Origin of the sequence: Falsiroseomonas algicola (genome assembly GCF_011040385.1) — a bacterium.
GTDB lineage: Bacteria > Pseudomonadota > Alphaproteobacteria > Acetobacterales > Acetobacteraceae > Falsiroseomonas > Falsiroseomonas algicola.
In genome coordinates this window covers 991,838-1,014,574 of record NZ_JAAIKB010000001.1, presented here as the reverse complement: position 1 = coordinate 1,014,574, position 22,737 = coordinate 991,838, and the positions used below count along the sequence as shown (strand labels likewise).

The 22,737-nt window shown below is 71.6% G+C and carries 22 protein-coding genes; 11 read left to right on the top strand and 11 right to left on the bottom strand.

All coding sequences use genetic code 11. The annotated features are described in order from the left end of the window. Window positions 1-86: 86 nt before the first annotated feature. Both G3576_RS04890 and G3576_RS31205 read right to left on the bottom strand, forming a co-directional pair. The gene (locus G3576_RS04890; protein WP_164693166.1) at window positions 87-818 is read right to left on the bottom strand and encodes an aspartate/glutamate racemase family protein; all 732 of its coding nucleotides are present in this window, start codon (window positions 816-818) and stop codon (window positions 87-89) included. 6 nt (window positions 819-824) lie between these two features. Next, entirely contained in the window at window positions 825-1,808 is a 984-nt protein-coding gene (locus G3576_RS31205) for a Fe(II)-2OG oxygenase family protein (protein ID WP_207622630.1), read from the bottom strand. A 113-nt stretch (window positions 1,809-1,921) separates the two neighbouring features. Between G3576_RS31205 and G3576_RS04880 the strand changes: the two genes are divergently transcribed. Beyond that, window positions 1,922-3,091: a M20/M25/M40 family metallo-hydrolase gene (locus tag G3576_RS04880; RefSeq protein WP_164693165.1), complete on the top strand. Its 1,170-nt coding sequence runs from the start codon at window positions 1,922-1,924 to the stop codon at window positions 3,089-3,091. After that, a complete protein-coding gene (locus G3576_RS04875) occupies window positions 3,088-3,474 on the top strand; it encodes a hypothetical protein (protein WP_164693164.1) in 387 nt (128 codons plus the stop codon). Before G3576_RS04880 ends, G3576_RS04875 begins: the two co-directional genes overlap by 4 nt. Window positions 3,475-3,483: 9 nt before the next feature. Here G3576_RS04875 and G3576_RS04870 read toward each other — a convergent pair whose 3' ends face one another. From G3576_RS04870 to G3576_RS04860, 3 genes are read right to left on the bottom strand one after another with little or no spacing between them, the layout of a single operon-like run. Continuing rightward, a complete protein-coding gene (locus G3576_RS04870) occupies window positions 3,484-3,981 on the bottom strand; it encodes a hypothetical protein (RefSeq protein WP_164693163.1) in 498 nt (165 codons plus the stop codon). Then, window positions 3,968-4,726 carry an SDR family NAD(P)-dependent oxidoreductase gene (locus G3576_RS04865; RefSeq protein WP_164693162.1) on the bottom strand — a complete coding sequence of 253 codons (759 nt, stop codon included), beginning with the start codon at window positions 4,724-4,726 and terminating at the stop codon, window positions 3,968-3,970. Before G3576_RS04865 ends, G3576_RS04870 begins: the two co-directional genes overlap by 14 nt. After that, the gene (locus tag G3576_RS04860) at window positions 4,723-5,784 is read right to left on the bottom strand and encodes a ketopantoate reductase family protein (RefSeq protein ID WP_328728436.1); all 1,062 of its coding nucleotides are present in this window, start codon (window positions 5,782-5,784) and stop codon (window positions 4,723-4,725) included. Before G3576_RS04860 ends, G3576_RS04865 begins: the two co-directional genes overlap by 4 nt. Window positions 5,785-5,918: 134 nt before the next feature. Here G3576_RS04860 and G3576_RS04855 point away from each other — a divergent pair, with 134 nt between their 5' ends. Beyond that, window positions 5,919-6,782 (top strand): DMT family transporter, encoded by an 864-nt coding sequence (locus G3576_RS04855; protein WP_328728435.1) that lies wholly within the window; start codon window positions 5,919-5,921, stop codon window positions 6,780-6,782. After that, entirely contained in the window at window positions 6,782-7,678 is an 897-nt protein-coding gene (locus tag G3576_RS04850) for a DMT family transporter (RefSeq protein ID WP_164693161.1), read from the top strand. The genes G3576_RS04855 and G3576_RS04850 overlap by 1 nt, the downstream gene beginning before the upstream one ends. Here the strand turns inward: G3576_RS04850 and G3576_RS04845 are convergent. Continuing rightward, entirely contained in the window at window positions 7,597-8,040 is a 444-nt protein-coding gene (locus tag G3576_RS04845; protein WP_164693160.1) for a gamma-glutamylcyclotransferase family protein, read from the bottom strand. The genes G3576_RS04850 and G3576_RS04845 overlap by 82 nt on opposite strands. 26 nt (window positions 8,041-8,066) lie before the next feature. Between G3576_RS04845 and G3576_RS04840 the strand changes: the two genes are divergently transcribed. After that, window positions 8,067-9,464 carry an L-lactate permease gene (locus G3576_RS04840; protein ID WP_164693159.1) on the top strand — a complete coding sequence of 466 codons (1,398 nt, stop codon included), beginning with the start codon at window positions 8,067-8,069 and terminating at the stop codon, window positions 9,462-9,464. On the opposite strand, the gene G3576_RS04835 is transcribed toward G3576_RS04840, so the two are convergent. After that, window positions 9,430-9,681 carry a hypothetical protein gene (locus tag G3576_RS04835; RefSeq protein WP_164693158.1) on the bottom strand — a complete coding sequence of 84 codons (252 nt, stop codon included), beginning with the start codon at window positions 9,679-9,681 and terminating at the stop codon, window positions 9,430-9,432. The genes G3576_RS04840 and G3576_RS04835 overlap by 35 nt on opposite strands. A 13-nt stretch (window positions 9,682-9,694) precedes the next feature. Next, a complete protein-coding gene (locus tag G3576_RS04830) occupies window positions 9,695-10,438 on the bottom strand; it encodes a TSUP family transporter (protein ID WP_207622629.1) in 744 nt (247 codons plus the stop codon). 85 nt (window positions 10,439-10,523) lie between these two features. Here G3576_RS04830 and G3576_RS04825 point away from each other — a divergent pair, with 85 nt between their 5' ends. From G3576_RS04825 to G3576_RS04810, 4 genes are all read left to right on the top strand, one after another. After that, complete coding sequence (locus tag G3576_RS04825) at window positions 10,524-11,393, top strand: LysR substrate-binding domain-containing protein (RefSeq protein WP_164693157.1); 870 nt, start codon at window positions 10,524-10,526, stop codon at window positions 11,391-11,393. Window positions 11,394-11,453: 60 nt separating this feature from the next. After that, window positions 11,454-12,317: a KPN_02809 family neutral zinc metallopeptidase gene (gene ypfJ, locus G3576_RS04820; RefSeq protein WP_164693156.1), complete on the top strand. Its 864-nt coding sequence runs from the start codon at window positions 11,454-11,456 to the stop codon at window positions 12,315-12,317. A 44-nt stretch (window positions 12,318-12,361) separates the two neighbouring features. After that, window positions 12,362-13,810 carry a M81 family metallopeptidase gene (locus G3576_RS04815; protein WP_164693155.1) on the top strand — a complete coding sequence of 483 codons (1,449 nt, stop codon included), beginning with the start codon at window positions 12,362-12,364 and terminating at the stop codon, window positions 13,808-13,810. 236 nt (window positions 13,811-14,046) lie between these two features. After that, complete coding sequence (locus tag G3576_RS04810) at window positions 14,047-16,458, top strand: Calx-beta domain-containing protein (protein ID WP_164693154.1); 2,412 nt, start codon at window positions 14,047-14,049, stop codon at window positions 16,456-16,458. 9 nt (window positions 16,459-16,467) lie between these two features. On the opposite strand, the gene G3576_RS04805 is transcribed toward G3576_RS04810, so the two are convergent. Next, window positions 16,468-17,442, bottom strand: coding sequence for a Bug family tripartite tricarboxylate transporter substrate binding protein (locus tag G3576_RS04805; protein ID WP_164693153.1), 975 nt, complete (start codon window positions 17,440-17,442; stop codon window positions 16,468-16,470). Between the two features lie 64 nt (window positions 17,443-17,506). Then, the gene (locus G3576_RS04800; RefSeq protein WP_164693152.1) at window positions 17,507-18,541 is read right to left on the bottom strand and encodes a TauD/TfdA family dioxygenase; all 1,035 of its coding nucleotides are present in this window, start codon (window positions 18,539-18,541) and stop codon (window positions 17,507-17,509) included. A 51-nt stretch (window positions 18,542-18,592) separates the two neighbouring features. On the opposite strand from G3576_RS04800, the gene G3576_RS04795 reads away from it, so the two are divergent. Further along, complete coding sequence (locus G3576_RS04795) at window positions 18,593-19,561, top strand: Bug family tripartite tricarboxylate transporter substrate binding protein (RefSeq protein ID WP_164693151.1); 969 nt, start codon at window positions 18,593-18,595, stop codon at window positions 19,559-19,561. A gap of 28 nt (window positions 19,562-19,589) precedes the next feature. Here G3576_RS04795 and G3576_RS04790 read toward each other — a convergent pair whose 3' ends face one another. Continuing rightward, window positions 19,590-20,603, bottom strand: a complete 1,014-nt coding sequence (locus G3576_RS04790; protein WP_207622628.1) for a tripartite tricarboxylate transporter substrate binding protein — start codon at window positions 20,601-20,603, stop codon at window positions 19,590-19,592. Between the two features lie 223 nt (window positions 20,604-20,826). Here G3576_RS04790 and G3576_RS04785 point away from each other — a divergent pair, with 223 nt between their 5' ends. Then, complete coding sequence (locus tag G3576_RS04785; RefSeq protein ID WP_164693150.1) at window positions 20,827-22,593, top strand: glucan ABC transporter ATP-binding protein/ permease; 1,767 nt, start codon at window positions 20,827-20,829, stop codon at window positions 22,591-22,593. Window positions 22,594-22,737 lie beyond the last annotated feature (144 nt).

The window sequence follows — 22,737 nt, the reverse complement described above, 5'->3', positions numbered from 1 at the left end:
CGATGATCAGCCGCCGACTGACCTGGCTGTAATCCCGCGCATTGCCGGCAACTCATCCGTGGGCAAGGCGCCCGGAGGCGCCGCGGTCAGCCGCCGCGTAGCAGCGCGTCCAGCGCCGGGGAGAGGCCCATGCTGGCGCGGCCTACGGGGGCGGCGTAGCTGCCCGACCGGGGCTTCGGCAGGCCGAGTCCGACAAGCCCCTCAAGCAGCTTCACGGCGCAGGCGATGCCGTCCAGCAGGGGCACGGGGCAATCCTCCTGCAGCTTCCGGTCCATGCCGGCCAGCGCGGCGCCGGCCAGCACGATGGCGTCGCAGCGTTCCGCCATGGCGCGCGCCTCCGCCAGCACCATCGCCGCCACGCCGTCGGGGTCCCGCAGCGCATCGAGCGGCGTGGCCGGCACGCCGCGCACCAGGGCGCAGCGCGCGGCAAGGCCGTGTCGCGCGACCAGATCCTCATAGGCCGCGACCTGACCGAGGGTCAGGATGCCGAAGCGGCCGCCGATCATGCAGGCGGTCAGGCACCCCGCCTCCGTCATCCCCAGCACCGGGCAGGGCATGAGCTGGCGCGCGGCCTCCAGCGCGGTGTCGTGGCTGACGGCCAGCACCACCGCCTCCACCCGCCCCGCATGCTCCGCCAGCATGGAGAGCAGGGCGTGGGAGGCGATGGCGTTCTCGACGCGCGTCGAGATGACGGCGGGGCCGAAGCTCGGCGTGCCCGCGATGATGACGGTGGTGGGGGCGGCCGCCTGGCGCGCGACGGCCGCGCAGGCATCGGTGATGGCGGCGGTGGTGTTGGCGTTGGCGACCAGGATGCGCATGGCGCGTCAGCCTCCGACCGTGTCGCTGGGCTTCGGCGCGCCGCCCAGCGCCACCAGCCCTTCCGGCAGGGCGCGCGACGTCTCGCTCAGCAGCAGCAGGCGCAATGCCAGGCGCGTGACGGGGGGCGGCGCATCGGGCTCCGCGGGTGCCAGGGCCTCCGCGTTCCGCTTCCAGACCTGGAGCGGGTTGAACAGCAGCACGTCGCCCGGCCGGACATCGAGGCGCAGCGCAAGGCCTTGCTCCGCGCAGAGGGAGTCGAGCAGGTCCAGCGCTTCCATCTGCGCGGCGGTCAGGCGGGGAGTCTCCGGGATGGCCTGGGCGGCCTCGATCGCGTCGCGGGCGTAGCGGCCGACAAAGGCGCCGGAGGCGGTGCTGAAGACGGGCAGGTCCACCACGCCGCCGCCGGGTGCGGCATGGGGCAGGGGGCGGTACAGCGCCTCCAGCGCCGGGCGGGCGCGCTTCATCATCTCGTTGTGCACGGTCGCGGCGGCGACGAGCATGACGGGATCGACCTCCGGCGGCTGGCGGAGGATCAGCATGGCCACGATGTCAGCGGCATCGGCATAGAAGCGCCAGCGCAGCGCGCCGCCGGAGGGGCTGGAGACCCGCTGAACGACGGCATCCTGACCGCTGCCCGCGACGGGGCGGCCGAGATGGGCGCCGAGCGCCAGCAGCAAGGGTTCGGCCGTCGCCTCGGCAAGGGGCAGGCCGCGCAGCAGCGCCAGCCCGCGGCCGGTGTCGAGCCGCGCGGCGGCGTTCCGCAGCACGGCGCCGAAGCGGGGTAGCGGTGCTTCCGCCGCCACCTGGGGGGCGCGGCCGCCCAGCGCGGCGAGGGCCGCTTCAAGCTCGGCCGCGTCCTCCGCGCCCACCGGGATCATCCAGTCGGAGGCGCGAAGATCGGCGGCACGCCAGGCGGCGGGGCCGGCCTGGGGGACCAGCCGGGGGCGGGCAGGGGTGGTGGGGGGGGTGGTCGGCGATGTGGAACTCATTGCCGCCACCCTACAGCAAGTCGCGGCGGCTGCCACATGAGGCCTGTGTCAGGCCGCTTGCCCGCATCGTTCCGAGGCAGCAGGCTGCGCGCTTGGATCGGGAGACGAACCGCATGGACGCGCCAGCCACCAGCCTCGATGCCAGCCAGCCCTGGCTGCAGTTGCCCTTCGATGCGGAGGAGATCCTGGGGGGCCTGCGCGGCTGGGTGGAATGCGAGAGCCCGACCTTCGATGCCGCGGCGGTCGAGCGGATGCTGGCGCTGGCGGCGCGGGATCTGGCGCTGCTGGGCGCACGGGTCGAGCACATCGCGGGCCGGATGGGCTTTGCCGGCTGCATCCGCGCCCGCTTCCCCCACCCCGCCGGCGATGCGGTGCCGGGCATCCTGGTGCTCGCCCATCTCGACACGGTCCACCCCGTCGGGACACTGACAAGGCTTCCCTTCGAGCGGCGGGGCGGGACCTGCCGCGGACCGGGGATCTTCGACATGAAGGGCGGCACCTACCTGGCGGTGGAGGCGATGCGGCAGCTGGTGCGCGCCGGCGTCACGACGAAGCTGCCCGTGACCTTCCTGCTGACGCCGGATGAGGAGGTGGGCAGCCCCTCCACGCGGGACCTGATCGAGGCCGAGGCGCGACGCGCCCGCTTCGTGCTGGTGCCCGAACCCGCGCGGCCCGATGGCGGCGTGGTGACCGGCCGCTACGCCATCGCGCGCTTCAACCTGCGCACCACCGGCCGCCCTTCCCATGCGGGCGCGACGCTCGGTGAGGGGCGCAGCGCCATCCGGGAGATGTGCCGCCAGATCCTGGCGATCGAGGCGATGACGACGGACAGCTGCACCTTCTCCGCCGGCGTCATCCATGCCGGGCAATGGGTGAATTGCGTGGCGACGCATTGCGACGCGGAAGTGCTGAGCATGGCCAAGCGGCAGGAGGATCTGGATGCCGGCGTCGCGCGCATGCTGGCGCTGACGTCGTCGAACCCCGACGTGGTGCTGGAGGTGAAGCGCGGCGTGACGCGGCCGGTGTGGGAGCCCGATGCGGGCGTGCGAGCGCTGCATGCGGAGGCGCGGGCGATCGCGATGGGCATCGGCTTCGACATCCCGCCGCAATCCTCGGGCGGCGGATCGGACGGCAATTTCACCGGCGCGATGGGCATCCCGACGCTGGACGGGCTGGGTGTTGCAGGGGCGGGGGCGCATACCCTCGACGAGCACATCGTGGTGTCGTCGCTGGTGCCGCGCGCGCGGCTGCTGGCGGGGCTCTTCACCAGGCTGGGCGCGTGACGATGCGCGTGATCCTGGCGGTGGCGCTGCTGGCGCCGGGACTGGCGATGGCGCAGAGCGCGCCGTTGACCGGGCCGAATGCGGCGGCGCTGCATGGGCAATCGCCGGCGGCCCGGCAGAGCCTGACGGCACCCGTGGCGCCCCCCGCCGCGCAGGCGCCCGGCACGCCGCGGCGCCAGGCGGCGACGGGCACGCGGCCGAGGGTTCGCAACACCTCGCCGCTCGGCACCGTCAATCCGCGGACGGCGACGGGGCCGCAGGGCGGGCGCACCTCCTCCAGCGAAGTGCGGCACGAGGCGCAGGTGAACGAGGCGATGCGCCGGCAGCGGGAGGCGCAGCGCCGCGCGGCCGAAGCGCAGGACGGGGTGCGGCTGGGGCGATAGGCCGGCAGGTCAGTCCTCGGCCCAGCGTAGCAGGACCCAGCCCTCCGGATTCGCCAAGGGGGCGAGTTGTGGCCAGGCGCGGGCGGAGAGGGAGAGGTGCCTGCGCCGGCGGCCCAACGTGCCGGGCGCGTTCTCCTGCATCGCGCGGCCTGGGCTGGCGGGCGGGTAGAGGTCGCAATCCTCCCATACCCGCTCGGCGTAGGCGGCGAAGGCGACGGCTCCATCGATCGTCGCGGTGACGCAGACCCAGCCGGTGGCGCCGGCGGAGAGGGTGACGGTCCCGTGCACGCCAAGGCTTTCGAAGGCGATGATGCCGTCGCGCCGCGGGGAAAGGCGCACCGGCCGGCCGCCGGCCGTGTCGATCACCCAGGCGGGATTATCGCGGGCGGTGGCGTCGAGGTCGGTGGCGAAGCGCCGCAGCGCCAGCTCGGGCGGCTCCTGGCCGCCCGAGGCGCTGTCGAAGAATTCCGGCGCGAAGCCGGGCGGCGTGTCCTCAGCTGCCGCCATCGACCGACAGGATCTGCCCCGTCACCCAGCCCGCATAGGCGGAGGCGAAGAAGAGCACGCCATTGGCGATGTCCTGCGGATCGCCGAGGCGGCGCATGGCGATGCTCTCCACCAGCGCCTTCTGCCCCTCCGGCCCGTAGCTCTCGAACTGCTTGATGGTGGCGGGGTTGGACAGGGCGAAGCCGGGTGCGACGGAATTCACCGTGATGCCGAAGGGGCCAAGCTCCCGCGCCAGCTGCTTGGTCAGCCCGACCAGCGCGTGCTTGGCGGAGCAATAGGCCTGGATGCCGGTCTTGCTGGGCTTGAGGCCGGCGCCGCTGCTGATGGTGACGATGCGGCCCGTGCCGGCCTTCTTCATGCCCGGCACCACGGCGCGGGCCATGTTGAAGGTGGCGTGGGTGTTGATGTCGAAGATGGCGTGCCAGTCCTCCTCCGGCACATCCTCCACCGGGCGGTTCACCTGGCCGCGCACGCCGCCGGCATTGCAGACCAGCGTGCTGATCGGGCCGCCGGACGCGGATTCGACCGACTTGATCCAGTCGAAGGCGGCGCCCTTGGCGGTCAGGTCGAAGGCGGCGGTGGTGATGCTGCCCTCGCAGCGCGCGGTCTCCGCCAGTTCCTCGGCAGAGAGGTCGCAGGCGAAGACCTTGCCGCCGAGCGCGGCGAAGCTGCGGGCGATGGCGCGGCCATAGCCGTGGCCGGCGCCCGTGACGGCGATGGTCAGGCCATCGAAGCGGATGTTCATGGCAGCAGCTCCAGCAGGTTGTCGTCGGACATGGGGCGTTCGCCACGCTCGCATTGATGGATCATGGCGATGAGTTTCTCGAGCGTGGGGCAGGGGATGCCATGGGCGCGGCCGATCGGCGGCACGGCGCCGATCTGCGCATCCGCGGGCGTGGCGCGGTGGCGGACCCAGAGATCGCGCCAGATGCCGGAATGGGTCTTACCGTTGGGGCGGTTGAAGGCCTCCATCGCGACCATGGAGGCGCGGGCCGCTTCCTCCGTCCCGCCAGGACCGAAGGCGGTGGCGTCGAAGCCGTTGAAGGAGAGAGGCGTGACACCCTCCGCGCGGGCGACCGTGATGACCTCCCCGCACAGTGCGCGGACCATCGGCAGCAGCTCGGGCCGCGCCATCATGTCGGCGATGCCATGCGCGGCGAGACCCTGGGCGTAGAGCAGCGAGGAATAGGCAAGCTTGCCCCAGAGATAGCCCCAGATGTTGTCGGTCAGTACCGCATCGGGCTCGAAGCTCTCCCGCAGCAGGGTGTGCAGCGCAATGGCGCGGGGCGTCCTTGCACCGTCGAGTTCGCCGACGACGACGGCGCCGCGATTGCCATAGGTGATGCGCCCGGGCTCCAGCCAATCGGCGCCGAAATTGACGAAGGCGCCCATGGTGCGGTGGGCGCCGCAGACCTCCGCGATCACGCGCTCGCAGAGGCCGTTCTGGGCGGACAGCACATAGCCATCGGGGGCGAGATGCGGCAGCAGCTGGCGGCAGGCGGCTTCGGTGTCATGCGTCTTCACCGCCAGGATGATCCGGCGGAAGACGCCCTTCACCTGGTCGGGCGTCGCGGCGGGGGCGACGACCTTGAGCTGCGTCACCGGGCCCTCGATGATCAGCCCGCGCGCCGGGTCCGAAATGGCGGCGACGTGATCGGGCACGACGTCGCAGAAGACGACGGCGTGGCGGGCCTTCACGAGATGCGCGCCGATGGTGCCGCCGATGGCCCCCGCACCCCAGACCAGGATCGGCCCGCGATCCACGGCCTCCCTCGCTGCCGCCTGCTCGGCTTCCTTCGCCACGTGGCAATTCCCTTCCATGAAGCGGGGGGCCGCCATGCAGGCACCGCGCTTGCGCGACGCGGCCGGGGCGGCCCACCCTGGCCCGCAACGCTAGCTGGGATACAAACGAGGTCAATGCATCGGTCGGACGCCTGGTGACTTCACCCACGAACAACCTGAAGGGCGCCGCGCTGATGGCGGCGGCCGCCGTCTTCTTCGCCACCGAGGTGCTGTTCATCCGCTGGATGACGATCCGCGGCATCCCGACGGAGGTGCAGCTGGCGTCGCGCGCCTTCGGCCAGCTTCTCTGGGTGATGCCGACCATGATGGTCAGCGGCATCGGCGTCTTCCGCACGAAGCGGGCGCCGATGCATGTCTTCAGGGGTCTGTCCTCGCTGATCTGCTGGGGGCTCTACTACTACTCCTTCACCCGGCTCGACATGGCGACGGGCACGGTGCTGTCCTTCACCAACGTGATGTTCACGACGATGCTGGCGGGCGTGCTGCTCGGGGAACGCGTGGATCGCTGGCGCTGGACGGGCACCATCGTGGGGCTGGTCGGCGTTGCCGTCATGCTGCGGCCCGGCGCGCAGGTGGACTGGATCGGCGCCGCGGCGGCGATCGGCGCGGCCATCGCCTGGTGCGGGATCACGGTCACCAGCCGGATGCTGACGACGACGGAGACGACGAAGACCGTGCTCGCCTGGGTCGGGCTCGTGACCTTCAGCGGCGTGCTCCCCTTCGCGATCCATGCCTGGGTGCCGCTCAATCTCGGAGACATGGCGCTGATGCTGCTGGTGGCGACGGTCTGCCCGGGCATCATCTTCCTGGTGACGGAGGCGCTGCGCGCCGGCGAGGCTTCCGCCATCGCGCCTTTCCAGTACCTGCGGATCGTGGTCGTCGCGGTGGCGGGGTGGATCCTGTATGGAGAGGTGCCGGACCTCTTCGGCTGGATCGGCGCGGCGATCATCCTGGGTGGCGCGATGGTCGTCACCATCGCGGAAGCGCGGCGCCGGTGATGACACCAACGACGCGCGCCGCGCTGCTGGCGCTGGGCGCGTCGCTGCTCTTCACGCTGGAGACGCTGGCGGTGAAGGCGCTGGTCGGCGTGCCGATCGCGACGCTCGTGCTGGCGCGGGCCATCGGTCAGCTGGCCTGGACGGTGCCGGACCTCATCCGCAGCCCGGCGCTTCTGGTACGGACGAATGAGCTGCCCATGCAGGTGTTCCGCGGCCTGCTCTCCGCGGTCGCCTGGTATCTCTACTACGTCTCCTTCTCCGGCATGCCCTTGGCGACCGCGACGGTGCTGTCCTTCACCACCGTGCTGTTCGTCACCGCGATGGCGGCGCCGCTGCTGGGGGAGAAGGTCGGCTGGCGGCGTTGGACGGCGACGCTGGCGGGCTTCGCGGGCGTGCTGATCATCATGCGGCCGGGCATGGTGCCGGTCGGCATCCCGGTGCTGGCGGCGATCGCCGCTTCCGTCTTCGGCGCGGGCATCCTGATCACCACCAAGCGCCTGGCGCGGACGGAGCGGACCGTCACGATCATGTTCTATGTCGGCGTCGTGGCGCTGGCCGTCAGCCTGCCGGTGGCGCTGCCGGGCCTCGCCTGGCCGGGCTGGTGGAACATGGCGTTGCTGCTGGCGGCGGGGTTCCTGGGGCCGAGTGCGATGTGGGTCTGGATCTCCGCGCTGCGCATGGCCGATGCCAGCTTCATCGCGCCGCTCTCCTATGTGCGGCTGCTTTTCGCCGTGGGCTTCGGCGTGGCGCTGTTCGGGGAGGTGCCGGAATGGTGGCTGCTGCCGGGTGGCGCGCTGATCATCGGCTCCACCCTCTACATCACGCGGCGGGAGGCGATGCTCCACCGCGCCAGGGCGGCGTCGAGCGCCGCCACATCAAGCGCGAAATCGGCGTAGCCGCGGCGAAGATGCGCGACATAGCCATCCGAAGGCGGGCCCGGGCGCAGGCGCTGTTCGACATAGGTCAAGGCGGGGCCATGACCCTCGATGTCCAGCGTGACGCGTCGATAGATGCCGAGCGCCACGCCTTCCGCGATGTCGAGCGCGCGGCTGTGCGGAACGGTGATGCGCCAGAGGCCGATGGGCACTGCAGAACCGGCGTCACGCTCGATCGTCGCGAAGCGGTTCACGGCGAGCCGCCAGCCCGGCAGCAGCGCGGCGCCGATGACGACGGCGCCGGGGCAGCGGCCGAGCATCCGGGCGTGGTCGAGGTTGCTGCCATAGGCGGCGTAGAGCATCGCCGCCCAGGCTGGCGCCACCGCTGCGATGTGGCAAGGATGGCTGCATGATCCTGTTGCTTCAGGCCGCGCCCCTGCTGCTGCTGCTGGCGCTTCTCGTCTCCGGCCGCGCGGGGCCGGTGCCGGCCGTGCTGGCGGCGCTGGTGGTGGCGCTGCCGGCGGTCCTGCTCTCCCTGCCCGAGGGCGTGGCGACGCTGCCCTTCCTGGGGGAGGAGACGCTGCGCGGCGCCTTCCTGGCGGCGAAGCCCATCGCGGTGGTGGTGGGCGGGCTGCTGTTCCATGCGGCGCTGGCCAGGCCCGTGGCGCAGGGTGGCGCGCCGGATCCGCGACGCATCTTCGTCGCCACGCTGCTGATGGGCGTCTTCATGGAAAGCGTCACGGGTTTCGCGGTGGGCGCCGTCTTCGCGCTGTCGGCGCTCCGCGCCATGGGGATCGGCGGCGCGCCCGCGGCGGCGATGGCGCTGCTGTCGCTGACCCTGGTGCCCTGGGGCGGGCTCGGCCCGGGCACGGCGCTGGGCGCCGCGCTGGTCGGCATTCCGGCGCAGCAGATCGCCACCATGGCGTCCTGGCCCAACGCCGCCTGGCTGCTGCTGATGGGGCCGGTGCTGTGGCGGCTTTGCGCGGCGGCGGGGGTGGTGGTGCCGCCTGGCGAGAAGCTGGCGCAGATGGGCTTCCTGGCCGCCATGGCGGCGATGCTCGTGCTGCTGCATCCCGTCCTGCCTTTCGAGGTGATCGGCGTCCTCGCCTCCGGCCTGCCGCTGCTGGTGGCGCTGTGGGGGCTCGATCCGCCCTCGGGCACGGCGGGGTGGCAGCGCGCGGGGCGGGCCATGGCGCCCTATCTCGGCCTGACGGCGGCACTGCTGCTGGCGCGAAGCTGGGCGGGCGCGCCGGCCTGGACGCCCTTTCCCGAACTGCCGGGCTTCCCGCTGACCCATGTGGCGGTCGTGCTGTGGCTGGCGGCGGGGGTGCTGCTGGCGATGCGGGCGGATGCGCCCGCGGTGGCGGCGGGCGCCTTCCGCCGGGCGTTGAAGCCGGCGACCGCGATGCTGCTCTACGTGGTGCTGGCGCGCTGGATGGCGGGGTCCGGCATCGCGGCCAGCCTGGCAACCGCGACGGCGGAGGCGCTGGGGCCCGCCGCGCCCTACGCCGTGCCGGTGATGGGCCTCGTTGCCGGCATGGTGACGGGCAGCAATGTGGGCTCCAACGCCGCGCTGATGCCGGTGCAGTTCGCCCTGGGCCGGGAGGCCGGGATGCCGGAGGGGCTGGCACCGGCGCTGCACAATTTCGCGGGCTCGGCCGGCGCCGGCATGTCCTTCGCCGTCACGGCGATGGTCTGCGGCCTACTGGCGGATGGCGCGCGGCCGGGCCAGGTCTGGCGGCTGCTGCTGCCCTCCATCGCGGGCGTGATCGTCATCGGCTGGGCGATGGTGGCGCTGCTGGGCTGAGCCGCGCCGCCACCGCCAGGCGCCCCGCTTCCGTCGCCGCGACCATCAGCGTGCCGTCGGGCGCCGGCGCGCAGGCGATCAGCGCGCGGTCGGAGGCTTCCTCCCACACCGTCAGCCGGGGGCAGGAGGTGCGCCAGGCCTCGATCACCTCGGCATAGGGGCGGGGGCGGGCGGCGACCCATTCGACGAGGTCGAGCACCAGCGGTTCGGTGGACATGCGTCTCTCCTCCTCACGGGAACAGCAGCAGCCAGCCGCCCTGCGCGATGTAGAAGGCGGCGATGGTGGTCACGATGCGCCCGGCCCAGCGGCGGAACTGGGCCTCCGTCATCGCCTCCAGCAGCCGTCGCGCCAGCACGGTGCCGGCCATGGAAGCAAGGATGGCCCCCATGGCGAGGGGCAGGGGCACGGAGCCGGGATCCGCCACCACCGCGCCGAAATAGACCAGCTTCAGCGTGTGGCCGAGCACCTGGCAGATCGCCTTGGTGCCGATGATGGCAAGGCGGTTCATGGTGCCGCCGAGGAAGAAGGCATCCAGCAGCGGGCCGGAGACGCCGGTCAGCAGCATCAGCGACATGCTGCCGACCGCACAGGCGGCGGCGTGGCTCGGGCGTTCGGAATCGGGGCGGAGACCGGCGGGCAGCAGCTTCAGCAGGAAGGGGCTGAGGCCGAGGGCGATCAGCGCGATGGGCTTGTCCGGCACCCAGCGGAACAGGGACCACGCCGCCATGGCGAGGAGGCAGCCCACGGAAAAGCCGGCGACGATGCGCCAGCGCACATGGCTCAGCATGAAGGCGCCGCGCCAGCCGTTCGACGCCACCTGCGTCACGGCATGCAGCGCCATGGCATCCGGCAGCGGCATCAGCACCAGCAGCACGCCGACCAGCACCAACCCGCCCGCCATGCCGAAGATGCCCGACAGCAGGGAGGTGCCGACCATCACCGCCAGCAGCAGCGCCGTCACGCCGAAGCCCATGGACCATCCTCCGCCTGGCCCTCATTGCGCCCGGCGTAGGTGCGACACAAACTGGATTTCCTGACCCTGAGCCCCAGCTTTCCTGATGGTGCACGCGCCCTTCCTGAACGGCATCCGCGCCTTCGAGGCCGCTGCCCGCGCGGGCAGCTTCGCGGCCGCGGCGACGGAGCTGCATGTCTCCCCGGCTGCGATCAGCCGGCTGGTGAAGCTGCTGGAGGACCGGATGGGCGTGGCGCTCTTCACCCGCCACGCCAACCGCCTGGCGCTGACCGAGGCCGGGCGGCAGTACCGGGACGGGCTGGTGCCCCTGCTGGATGGCATCGCGCGGCTGACGGCGCAGGTGGCGGAGCGGGGCGGACGCAGCGTGCTGACGGTGGGCGTCGGCCCGACCTTCGCCATCCGCTGGCTTATCCCGCGCCTGGCGGATTGGCAGCGCCGGCACCCGACGATCGAGGTGCGGATCACCACGGGCGGCGCCGCGGCGCCCTTCGCGGGGGGCTGGACCTGCGGCATCCGGCTGGGGGAGGGCGACTGGCCGGGGCTGGTGGCCACGCCGCTCTTCACCGCGGACCTCGTGCCGGTCTGCCGCCTGGATGTCGCGGCGGGGCTGGCGACGCCCGCGGCGCTGGCGGGGCGGAGCCTTCTGCGCGTGTCCCATGCGCCGGAGGATTGGCCGCGCTGGCTGGCGGCAGCGGGGGTGGAGGGCGTGGTCGCCGAAGGCCCGGTCTTCGACTTCTACGGCCAGGCACAGCAGGCCGCCGCCGATGGGCTCGGCATCGCCATGGGCATCCGCCCCTATGTCGATGATGACCTGGCGGCCGGGCGGCTGGTGGCGCCCTTCGCGCTGAAGGTGCCGAAGCGTGGCCGCTGGTGGCTGGTGCATCGTCCCGCGCGGGCGGAGGAGCCAGGCTTCCAGGCCTTCCGCGCCTGGCTGCTGGATCAGGCTGGCGCCTGACGGCAGCGCAACCGCGCTCGCGGAGGGACGTTGCAGGCCCGCCACGGAGGACGGGACGCCATGCAGCTGGGCGGTGGACGCGAAAGCGGGAATGTCGAGGATCGGCGGGGCCGCGGCGGTGGCTTCGGCGGAAGAGGCATCGCGGTGGGCGGTGGGCTCGGCAGCATGGTGCTGGTGGTGATCGCGCTGCTGCTCGGCGTCGATCCCGGCGTGATCCTGTCGGGCGGTGACCCCGGGCCGGCGAGGACCGAGACGCAAGGCGGCGGCGCACCGCCGGCCGACGACGAGGGGAGCCGCTTCGTCCGCCGCGTGCTGGCGGAGACGGAGGATGTGTGGAACCCCGTCTTCCAGCAGATGGGCCGCCGCTACGAGGAGCCGCGCCTGGTGCTGTTCTCCGGCGCCGTGCAGAGCGCCTGCGGCATGGCGCAGTCGGCGGTGGGGCCCTTCTACTGCCCGGGCGACAGCCGCGTGTATATCGACCTCGATTTCCTCGCGCAGATGCAGCGACAGCTGGGTGCGCCCGGCGATTTCGCCGCGGCCTATGTCATCGCGCATGAGGTCGGGCACCACGTGCAGAACCAGCTGGGCGTGCTCGGCCGGGTGCAGCAGCTGCGCGCCAGCGCCGGGGAGCGCGAGGGCAATGCGCTGCAGGTGCGCGTCGAACTGCAGGCGGATTGCCTGGCCGGGATGTGGGCGCGCCGTGCGAATGACGCGCGGCAGATCCTGGAGGATGGCGACATCGAGGAAGGGCTGAACGCCGCGGCGGCCGTGGGCGATGACCGGCTGCAGCGCCGGGCGCGCGGCACGGTGCAGCCCGACAGCTTCACCCATGGCAGTTCGGAGCAGCGCGTGCGCTGGTTCCGCACGGGGCTGCAATCCGGCCGCCTCGAAGCCTGCGACACCTTCGCGCCGGCGCGTCTCTGACCCCGGGATGGGCAGGCGCGGCGTCATGGCGATAGGATCGCGCCATGCCGCGCATCGCTGTCGCCCGCCTCTGGTTCGAGGGCAATTCCTTCACCCCGGTGCCGACCGGCATCGATGAACTGCGGTCCCGTGAATGGGTGGCGGGGCCGGAGGCGCTGGCCCGCTATGCCGGCACGGCGACGGAACTCGGCGGTCTCGCCTCCTTCCTCGCCGCACGGCCGGACTGGCAAGCGACGGTGCTGCGCTGCACCTCAGCCCAGCCCGGCGGGCCCCTGACGCGGGAGGCCTATGAGGGCTGGCTGACGGAGGTGCTGGAGGGCCTCGCGGCGGGCGCGCCCTGGGACGGTGTCTACCTCTCCCTCCACGGCGCCTGCGTGGCGGAGCACGAGCCCTCGGCGGATCTGGCGACGGTGCGCCGCGTGCGGGCAGCGATCGGCGAGACGCCGCTCGTCGCGAGCTTCGATTTCCACGGCAACATGGCACCGGAACTGGCGACGCTGCTGGATGGCGCCAGCGTCTATCGCACCTATCCGCATCTCGACATGGATGCGGTGGCGCTGCGGGCGCTGGCGATGCTGGAGCGGCGCCTGGCAGGGCAGCGCCTGTTCGGCGCCATCGCCAAGCATCCGGTCGTGCTGCACAGCTTCCATATGCGGAGCGAAGCCGGCCCGATGGCAGAGGTCTGGGCGGAGGCTGCGACGCTTGAGCACGGCGAGGTCCTGGAGGCCGCACCCTTCGGCGGCTTTTCCTGGGGCGACACGCCCCATGCCGGGCCGAGCGGCATGGCCTGGGCCACGACGCCGGAGGCAGCAAGACGCGCGGCCGAGGCAGTGCGGGACGCCATCGTCGCGCGACTGCCACGCTTCGCGGTGACGCTGCCAACGCCGCAGGACGCGCTGGCCACCGCGCTGGCGTCCCCGCCGGGGCTGGTCGCGCTGCTCGACCCCGCGGACAACCCGCTATCAGGCGGGGTCGCCGATACGCCCGCGATGCTGCGCGCGCTGGTCGAGGCCGGGCCCCCGGTGCCGACCGTCTTCGCCTTCCTGCATGATGCGGCCGTGGTGGCGCAGGCGGCGGCGCTGGGGGAGGGCGCTGCGGCGCGCTTCGCGCTGGGCGGCCGCACCACCGATGCCTTCGGTCCGCCCGCGATGCTGGAGGCGGTGGTGGAGCGGCTGACGGCGGGGCGCTTCGTCAATGAAGGGCCGATGGAGCGTGGCGCGCCGGTCGATCTTGGCCCGACGGCGGTGCTGCGCGCCGGCCTGCTGCGCGTGGTGGTGACGAGCCGGAAGGAGGCCGCGGTGGACCCTGCCTTCTTCGCGCTGCACGGCATCGACCTGGCGGCGACGCGGCTGCTGGCGAACAAGGCCAAGAACCATTTCCGCGCGGCCTTCGCGGGACGGTGCAGCGCCATCGTGGAATGCGACTGCCCCGGGCCGGCAGCACTGGACCTGGCCGCGCTGCCCTTCCGGCACGTGCCCGCATCCTGGCGCTGAGCAACCAGCCCGCCATGCCGTCATCGCGGTGACGGGAGGCGGGGACCTGGCGAGGTCCAGGCGATCAGCACGACGCCGTCCTTCCGCCGCCTCGGCCACCGCGTGACCAGCCCTCGCACAGGGGCTCGATTACGGCAGAAAGAATTATTAATGAGACAAAACAAGTAAATTGGAACTTTACCGTTGAGATCGTGCGTGGGATGACACTCCAGGTTGCACCCCTGGATGCCTTGCCCATGCCAACGCAGATCCTCTTCCAGCGCAGCGCCTCCTGGACCACCGGCTTCGTCGGGCAGGTCAGCATCACGCCCGACATGGCGCTGGATGGCTGGACGCTCGCCTTCGACGGCGCCTTCACCATCGACAGCATCTGGGGGGCGGAGATCGTCAGCGTCACCGCGGGGCGCTACCTCCTGCGCGGGCAGTCCTGGAACAGCACGGCCCCTGCCGGTGGGACGATCGGCTTCGGCTTCTCGGCCTCCGGCCCCGGCGCGATCGCGGACCCGACCGGCTTTGCGCTGGGCGGCGCGGATGGCCTGCCGCTCGTGCCGCCGCCGCCGCCCGGGCCGCCAAGCCTCAGCGTCGGCGACGTCGCGGTGCTGGAGGGTGCGGGCTTCGCGACCTTCGAGGTGAAGCTCTCCGCCGCCGCGACCGGCCCGGTGACCGTGAAGTTCGCGACGGCGAACGGATCGGCGAAGGCCGGGCTCGATTTCTCCGCGCTGAGCGGCGGCCTGACCTTCGCGGCCGGGGAGACGGTGAAGCGCGTCTCCGTCGCGCTGGTGAACGACCGCAGCCATGAATCGACGGAGAGCTTCAGCCTGAAGCTCAGCGCTGCGACGGGCGCCACCATCGCCGACGGCACCGGCGTCGCCACCATCCGCGACGATGACGTGGCGCGCATCTCCGTCTCAGATGCCAGCGTCATCGAGGGCAACAGCGGCAACACTGCCCTCGCCTTCAAGGTGACGCTGGCGGAAGCGATGACCAGCACCGTTCATGTCACCTACGCCACCAGCGGCGGGACGGCGGAATCGGGCATCGACTTCGTCGCGCGCAGCGGCACCGTCACCTTCAGCGCCGGCCAGACCGAGAAGATCGTCTATGTCACGGCCATAGGCGACCGCGCGGTCGAGATGGACGAGACGATGGTGCTGACGCTCTCCGCGCCCTATCGCGGCGTCATCGTCGATGGCACGGGCATCGGCACCATCGTCAACAACGACAAGCCGCGCATCGCCATCGCCGATGCGACGGTGACGGAGGGTGATCCCGGCGCGCCGGGCCTGGTGGGGGTGCTGTCCACCCGCGGCTGCGACATCGTCGATTCCACCGGCGAGGCCGTGAAGATCGCCGCGGTGAACTGGTTCGGGCTGGAGGGCACGACCTTCGCGCCGCATGGCCTCCATGTCCGCAACTGGCGCGACATGATGGACCAGATGGCGGAGACCGGCTTCAACGCCATCCGCCTGCCCTTCAGCGCGGAGGCGGTGCTGCGGGGCGGAACGCCGAACGGGATCGACTTCGCTCTCAACCCGGACCTCGCGGGCCTGACGCCGCTGCAGATCATGGACCGGATCATCGACTATGCCGGCGAGATCGGGCTGCGCATCATCCTCGATCACCATCGCAGCGCCGCCGGGGCGGGGCCGAACGGCAACGGGCTCTGGTTCGATGGCGGCTACACCCAGGCGCAATGGGTAGGCATGTGGGAGATGCTGGCGCAGCGCTATGCCGGCGATCCGACGGTGATCGGCGCCGACCTGAGCAACGAGCCGCATGGCGCCAGCTGGGGCGCCTGGGCGAGTGCCGCGGAACTGGCCGGCAACGCCGCGCTGGCGAAGAACCCGGACTGGCTGATCTTCGTCGAGGGCGTCGCCGAATACGCGAACACCTACTACTGGTGGGGCGGCAATCTGATGGGGGCGGCGGACCGACCGGTGACCCTGAACGTGCCGAACAAGCTGGTCTATTCCGCCCATGACTACCCCAACTCCATCCATCCGCAGAGCTTCTTCCAGGGGCCTGATTTCGCGGCAAAGCTGCCCGACCTGTTCGAGAAGATGTGGGGCTACCTGTGGGAGGGGGGCACCGCGCCGGTCTTCATCGGCGAATTCGGCACCAGGCTGGTCGATCCGAAGGATCGCGCCTGGCTCGACAAGATCGTGGACTACATGGGCGGCGACATTGATGCCGATGGGGACAAGGACATTGCCGGCCCCGGCATCTCCTACGCCTGGTGGTCCTGGAACCCCAATTCGGGCGACACCGGGGGCATCCTGGCGGATGACTGGACGACGGTGCTGACGGAGAAGGTCGCGGCGATCCAGGAGATCCTGCCGGAACCCGCGGAGGCCACGCGCAAGGCGAGCTTCACGGTCACGCTCAGCGATCCCGTCAGCAGCGCGGTGACAGTCGGCTGGCGCACAGCACCTGGCACGGCAGACGCCGCGTCCGACTACATGCATGCCTCGGGCGTATTGACCTTCGCCCCCGGCCAGACCCGCCAGGTGATCGAGGTGGAGATCCGCGCCGATGAGGTGGCGGAGCGGGCGGAGACGTTCCGGCTGGAACTCTTCAACGCGCAGAACGCCAGCTTCGCCGATGCGCTCGGGATCGGGCGCATCAGCGATGATGACTGGGTGATGTGAGGGGAGCGATCAGTCCAGCCGGGCACCGGACAGGCGCACCACCTCGCGCCACTTCTCGTTCTCCGCACGGATGAAGGCCTCGAACTCGGCCGGGCCGAGGTAGTGGGGCTCCGCGCCGAATTCGCGCTGGCGGGCGCCGATGGCGGGGTCGCGGGCGATCTCCCCGATCGCGCTGGCGTAGCGCTGCATGATCGGCGCCGGCATGCGGGCAGGGGCCTGCACGCCGAACCAGGCCACGGCCTCGAAGCCCGGGACCCCGGATTCACCGACCGTCGGCACCTCCGGCGCCGCGAAATAGCGGTCCTTGGTGGTGACCGCGAGCAGGCGCAGGCTGCCGGAGCGGACATGCGGCAGGTAGGCCGGCATGTTGTCGATGGCGACCTGGATGTTGCCGCCGATGAGGTCCGGCACCACGCCGCCCGTGCCGCGATAGGGCACATGCGTGATGTCGATGCCGGCGCGCGACTTCAGATACTCGCCGCAGAGATGGCCGGAGGTGCCGTTGCCCGGCGTGCCGTAGTTCAGGCGGCCGGGATTGGCCTTCGCATAGGCCAGGAATTCCGCGAAACTCCGCGCCGGCACGCTGGGGTTCACGATGACGCCATTCGCCACCAGGTTGACCAGCGCGACGGCGGAAAGGTCCTCCGGCCGGTAGGGCATGCGGCTGTAGAGGAACTGGTTGATGCTGGCGGTGCCGATGGTGCACATCAGCAGCGTATGGCCATCCGGATCTGCCTTGGCGACCATGTCGGCGCCGAGGTTGCCGCCGGCGCCCGGGCGATTGTCCACCACCACGGGCTGGCCGAGCACGGGGCCGAGGCGTTCGGCCAGCAGGCGCGCGGTCAGGTCCGTGGCGCCACCACCCTGGAAGGGCACCACGATGCGCACGGGGCGGGACGGGGCCCATGGTGTCTGGGCGCGGACGGACAGCGCGGGGAGGGCCAGCGTGACGGCGAGGGTCGCGCGGCGGGTGAGGGTCGTCATGGTCGTCTCCCTGTCGGTTGGGCGCCACTAACGACAGCCGCACGCGCCGCGCAAGGCCACCCGGCTAGGCCGCGAGGGCGCTTCGCCCCGGCATGGCGCCGCCGCGCAGCGCGCCCGCCGCGGTGCTGCCCCACTGCCCCGCATGGCCGGCGGGTAGCGCCCGGGAGAGGGGGCTGGCGAGCCAGATGCGCAGCAGGTTGCGGCGCGCACCTGCGGTTGCGTCATCCGCATAGGCCGTGCGGCCATGCAGCGTGACGTGCTGGTTCATGATCTGGATCTGCCCGGCCTCGAAGGGCGCCTCCACGCAGAGTTCATCGGCCAGCGCGGCCAGCATGTCCATCGCCTCCACCTGCGCTGGTGTCAGTGACGGCACGCCGGGCTGGCCCTGCGCCATCTCCACATAGGTGCGGCTGTACTGGCAGGTGAAGGCGCCATCGGGCCCGCGCGCGAAGACGGGCATGGGGAAGGGGCGGGACGCCATGCCCTCGCCTTCCTCATCGGCCGGGCGGGCGCGCCAGAAATCCTCGTAGAGCACGGCGAGCAAATCCGGCCGCCGTTCCGCCATCGCGTCATGGATCGCGATGGTGGAGACGACGCGCGACACGCCACCCGCGATGCCGTTGCTGGCGCAGAGCAGCGCCAGCAGGTCGCACTTGTCCGTGTGGAAGCGCAGCGGGCCGGTGGAGCGGCTGCGGTTGCGGGCGGAGCCATCGGCCCGCGCCTCGCCGGTGCCGGTCTCGTCCTTCACCTCGCCCAGCACCTCGCCCGTCGTGTTCTGCGGCAGCGGCGTGCCGATGTGGCACATCAGGCCCCAGAACAGGCGCTTCAGGTCGCGGGCGCCGTAGCGGGTGGGGTGGAGGCCCGTCAGGCGCACCAGGCCTGCGCCGCTCTCCACCTCCTCCGCCAGGGCGCGCAAACGGGGCGCGGTGCGGGGCAGGGGGAAATGGGCGGCGGTGATGCGGGGGATGTCGCGATCGCCGAGGCCGGCCAGCGCGGCCTCGATCTCCGTGACCTCCGCGGGGGCGAGCGCCACGGCCCAGTCGCCGAGGGTCTTGCCCGTCCAGGCGACGCGGCCGCCGATCGGTGACAGGTGCTGCACGTCGTTACTCTCCCGCTTGCCAGCGGCGCGGGGCCGGTGGACGCTGCCGGCATGATCCGCCGCCGCGCCCTTGCCCTCGCCGCTCCCTTCCTCGCCATGCCTGGCCTTGCCAGGGCACAGGGGTCGTGGCCCACGCGCCCGGTGCGCTTCATCGTGCCATGGCCGCCCGGGGGGCTCAACGACCTGGTCGCCAGGGCCTTCAACGATCCCGTGTCGCGCGCGCTCGGACAGCCCATCGTCAACGACTTCCGCGCCGGGGCGGGCGGGCGGATCGGGGTGGCGGAGGTCGCGCGCGCGGCGCCGGATGGCTACACGATCGGCATGGGCAATCTCGGCCCGCTGACCATCTTCCCGCATCTGTTCCGCGACATCCCGTATGAGTCGGGGCGCGACCTTGCCTCCATCGTCATGTTCGCCGCGGCGCCGCTGGTGCTGGTCGTCTCCAACGACGTGCCGGCCACCAACGTCGCGGAATTCATCGCCTGGGTGCGGTCGCGGCCCGGGCGCGGCAACTATGCCAGCGTGGGCATCGGCACCGCCCAGCACCTGATCTTCGAGATGTTCCGCGGCCGCGACGGCATCGCGATGGAACACGTGCCCTTCCGCGGCACGAATGAGAGCCTGCCCGCCATGCTGCGCGGCGATGTCCAGGCCATGTTCGACACGCTGCCGCTGATGCGGGCGCCGGTGGAGCAGGGGCAGGTGCGCGCCCTGGCGGTGACGACGCCCGCGCGCGTGCCGCAACTGCCCAATGTGCCGACGCTGATGGAGCAGGGCTACGACATCGATGTCGCCACCTGGTACGGCGTGATCGCCCCCGCCGCCGTGCCGGCGCCGATCCTGGCCCGGCTGCATGCGGAATACGTGAAGGTGGCGGAAAGCGCGGAGGGCCAGCGCTTCCTGGCGGAGCAGGGGCTGATCTACCTGCCCAATGCCCCCGGCGCCTTCGCCGCCCGCGTGGCGGCGGAGCGCGCGCGTTGGGGACAGATCATCGCGGCGCAGGGCATCAGGGTGGAGTGAGGGGGGCGCGCCGCGCCCCCGTCTTCTCCTACTGGTCGGCGGTGGCGCCGGAACGGCGCACCACCTCGCCCCATTTCGCGATCTCCGACTTGATGAAGGCGTCGAAGGTCTCCGGGCTGGTGCCGCCATCCGGCGTCAGCGCCGGCGCCATGCCGCCAAGTTCCGCCAGGCGCCGCGCCATGTCGGGGTCGCGGATGATGATGTTCATCGCATCCGACAGGGATTGGATGATGGTGGCCGGCGTGCGGGCAGGTGCCTGCAGGCCGAACCAGGCGGTGGCCTCCACGCCCGGCAGCCCGGCTTCAGCCGTGGTCGGCACGTCCGGCATGGCGGGGCTGCGTTCCTTCGTCGTGACGGCCAGCGGCCGCAGCCGGCCCTCGCGAAGATGGCCGATGACGGAGGGGAGGTTGTCCACGCCGACCTCGACACGGCCGGCGATGATCTCCTGCATCATCGGGCCCGCGCCGCGGAAGGGGACGTGCGCCATGTCGATGCCGGCTTCGAGCTTCAGCAATTCGCCCGTCATGTGCAGGGAGGTGCCGGCGCCCGAGGAGCCGATGTTGAGGCGGCCGGGGCGGGACTTCGCCAGCGCGACCAGTTCCTGCAGCGTACGGGCGGGCAGCTGCGGGTTGACGAAGATGGCGTTGGGCACGCGCAGCATCAGCGCGACCGCGGCCAGCTCCTCCGGCTTGATGGGCATGCGCGCGCCATAGAGGGAGTAGTTGATGGCGCCGCCGCTGATGGTCTGCATCAGCAGGGTGTGGCCATCCGGATCGGCCTGCGCGACCACCTGGTTGCCGATGTTGCCGCCGGCGCCGGGGCGGTTTTCCACGACCACCTGGGTGCCGAGCCGCCTTCCCAGCGGTTCCGCCAGCAGGCGGGCGGCGATGTCCGTGGTGCCGGCCGGGGTGAAGCCGACAATGAGGCGGATGGGCCGGCCGGCGGCCCAGGAGGTGCCCTGGGCGAGGGCGGGGGCGGCGAAGGGCAGGGCCAGGGGGGCGGCGATGGCGCTGGCAAGCGTGGCGCGGCGGGTAATGCGCAAGACGGTGTCCTCCTCATGCGCGCCATCTTCGCGGCGCGATTCTTATGGTCGGCGGCCTGGCGCGGGCTGGGAACTTCCGTCCCGCTCCACCGCTTCCACGCCGTTCCTGCCGCAAGATGGGCATCGCTTGCAAGCGGCGGGGGTGCCAAGGGCGTGCTACACGGGATTTGCCACCCGGCCGTGACTCGGGATACGCGCGGGGCGGGATGGAGGGGCGCGGTTCATGCGGTTCATGAGGCTCTACCTGCGGGTGCTCCGGCTGCTGGGTCCGGACCGTTGGGTAGCCTATGGATTGACCTTCGCGGCCCTGGCGCTGGCCGGGCTGTCCTTCCTGGAACCGGTGCTGTTCGGGCGGGTGATCGACCTGCTCTCGCGGTCCGACCGCATGGCGGAATCGGCGCTCTGGGCGGAAGCCTTCGCGCTGCTGGGGCTCTGGGCCGCTGTCGGGCTTTCCGCGATCGGCGCCAATGTCGCGGTCGCGCTGCTGTCGGACCGCATGGCGCATCGCAACCGCCTGGCGATCATGGCGCGCTACTTCGAGCATGTCCTGTCCCTGCCGCTATCCTTCCATGGCGACACGCAATCGGGCCGGCTGATGAAGGTCATGCTGGTCGGTTCGGACAACCTCTTCGGCCTGTGGCTGTCCTTCTTCCGGGAGCACCTGACCACCTTCATCGCCTGCCTCGTGCTGCTGCCGCTGACGCTGGTGATGAACTGGCGGCTCGGCCTGCTGCTGATCGTGCTGGTGATCCTCTTCGCCATCGTCTCCGCCTGGGTGATCCAGAAGACGGAGGCGGCGCAGGGCAAGGTGGAGACGCTGCATACGCGCCTCGCGGGCAATGCGCAGGATGCGCTGTCCAACGTCGTGGTCGTGCAGTCCTTCTCCCGCCTGGCGAGCGAGGCGCGGCTGTTCGGCGACATCGTCCGCCAGGTGCTGGACCACCAGTTCCCCGTGCTGAACTGGTGGGCCGTGGTGGCGGTGCTGACGCGTGGCGCTTCCACCATCACCGTCATCGCCGTCTTCGTGCTGGGCACCATGCTGCATGTGCGCGGGCAGGCGACGGTCGGCGAGATCGTGTCCTTCATGGGCTTCGCGACGCTGCTGATCGGGCGGCTGGAAGGTGCGGTCGGCTTCGTCTCCCGCCTCGTGTTCCAGATGCCGTCGCTGGAGGAGTTCTTCACCGTCCTCGATGCGCGGTCCTCGGTGGCGGAGAAGCCGGATGCGAAGGACCTGCCGCGGGTCGAGGGATCGGTGCGGTTCGAGAATGTGGCCTTCGCCTATCCCGGCGGCCCGCGCATCCTGGCCGATGTCTCGATGGATGCGCCGCCCGGCCGTACCATCGCGCTGGTGGGCCAGACGGGTGCCGGCAAGTCCACCGCCATGGCGCTGCTGCAGCGGCTCTGGGATCCCGTGGAGGGGCGCGTCACGCTGGATGGGCATGACCTGCGTGACCTCACGCTCGACAGCCTGCGGCGCAATGTCGGCGTGGTGTTCCAGGAAAGCCTGCTGTTCAACCGCTCCATCCGCGACAATCTGCTCATCGGCAGGCCGGACGCGACGCAGGAGGAGCTGGAGCGGGCCTGCCGGATGGCGGAGGCGCATGACTTCATCAGCGCCAAGCCGCAGGGCTACGACACCATGGTGGGTGAACGGGGCGCCGCGCTCTCGGGCGGCCAGCGTCAGCGCCTCGCGATCGCGCGGGCGCTGCTGAAGGACCCGCCCGTGCTGATCCTGGACGAGGCGACGAGCGCGCTGGATGCGGCGACGGAAGCGCGGGTGCAGCGCGCGCTGAAGGCGCTGATGGCGGGGCGCACCACCTTCGTCATCGCGCATCGCCTGTCCACCGTGCGCGACGCGGATGAGATCCTGGTCTTCGAGCATGGGAAGGTGGCGGAACGCGGCAGCTTCGATGCGCTGGTCGCGCAGGGCGGACGTTTCGCGGAACTGGTGCGGACGCAGCTCACCACCGCGGAGCCCGCGCCGGCCTGAACGGTCTCAACCCAGGCGCGCAGACGTCGCCGGGGCGCACGCAATCCTTGAATCCCGCTGCCAGGGGGTGTCACCATCCCCGCATGGTGGAGGCGGCGCCGGCTCTTCCCCCGCGCCCCCTCCCGCAACGGGAGGAAAGACGAC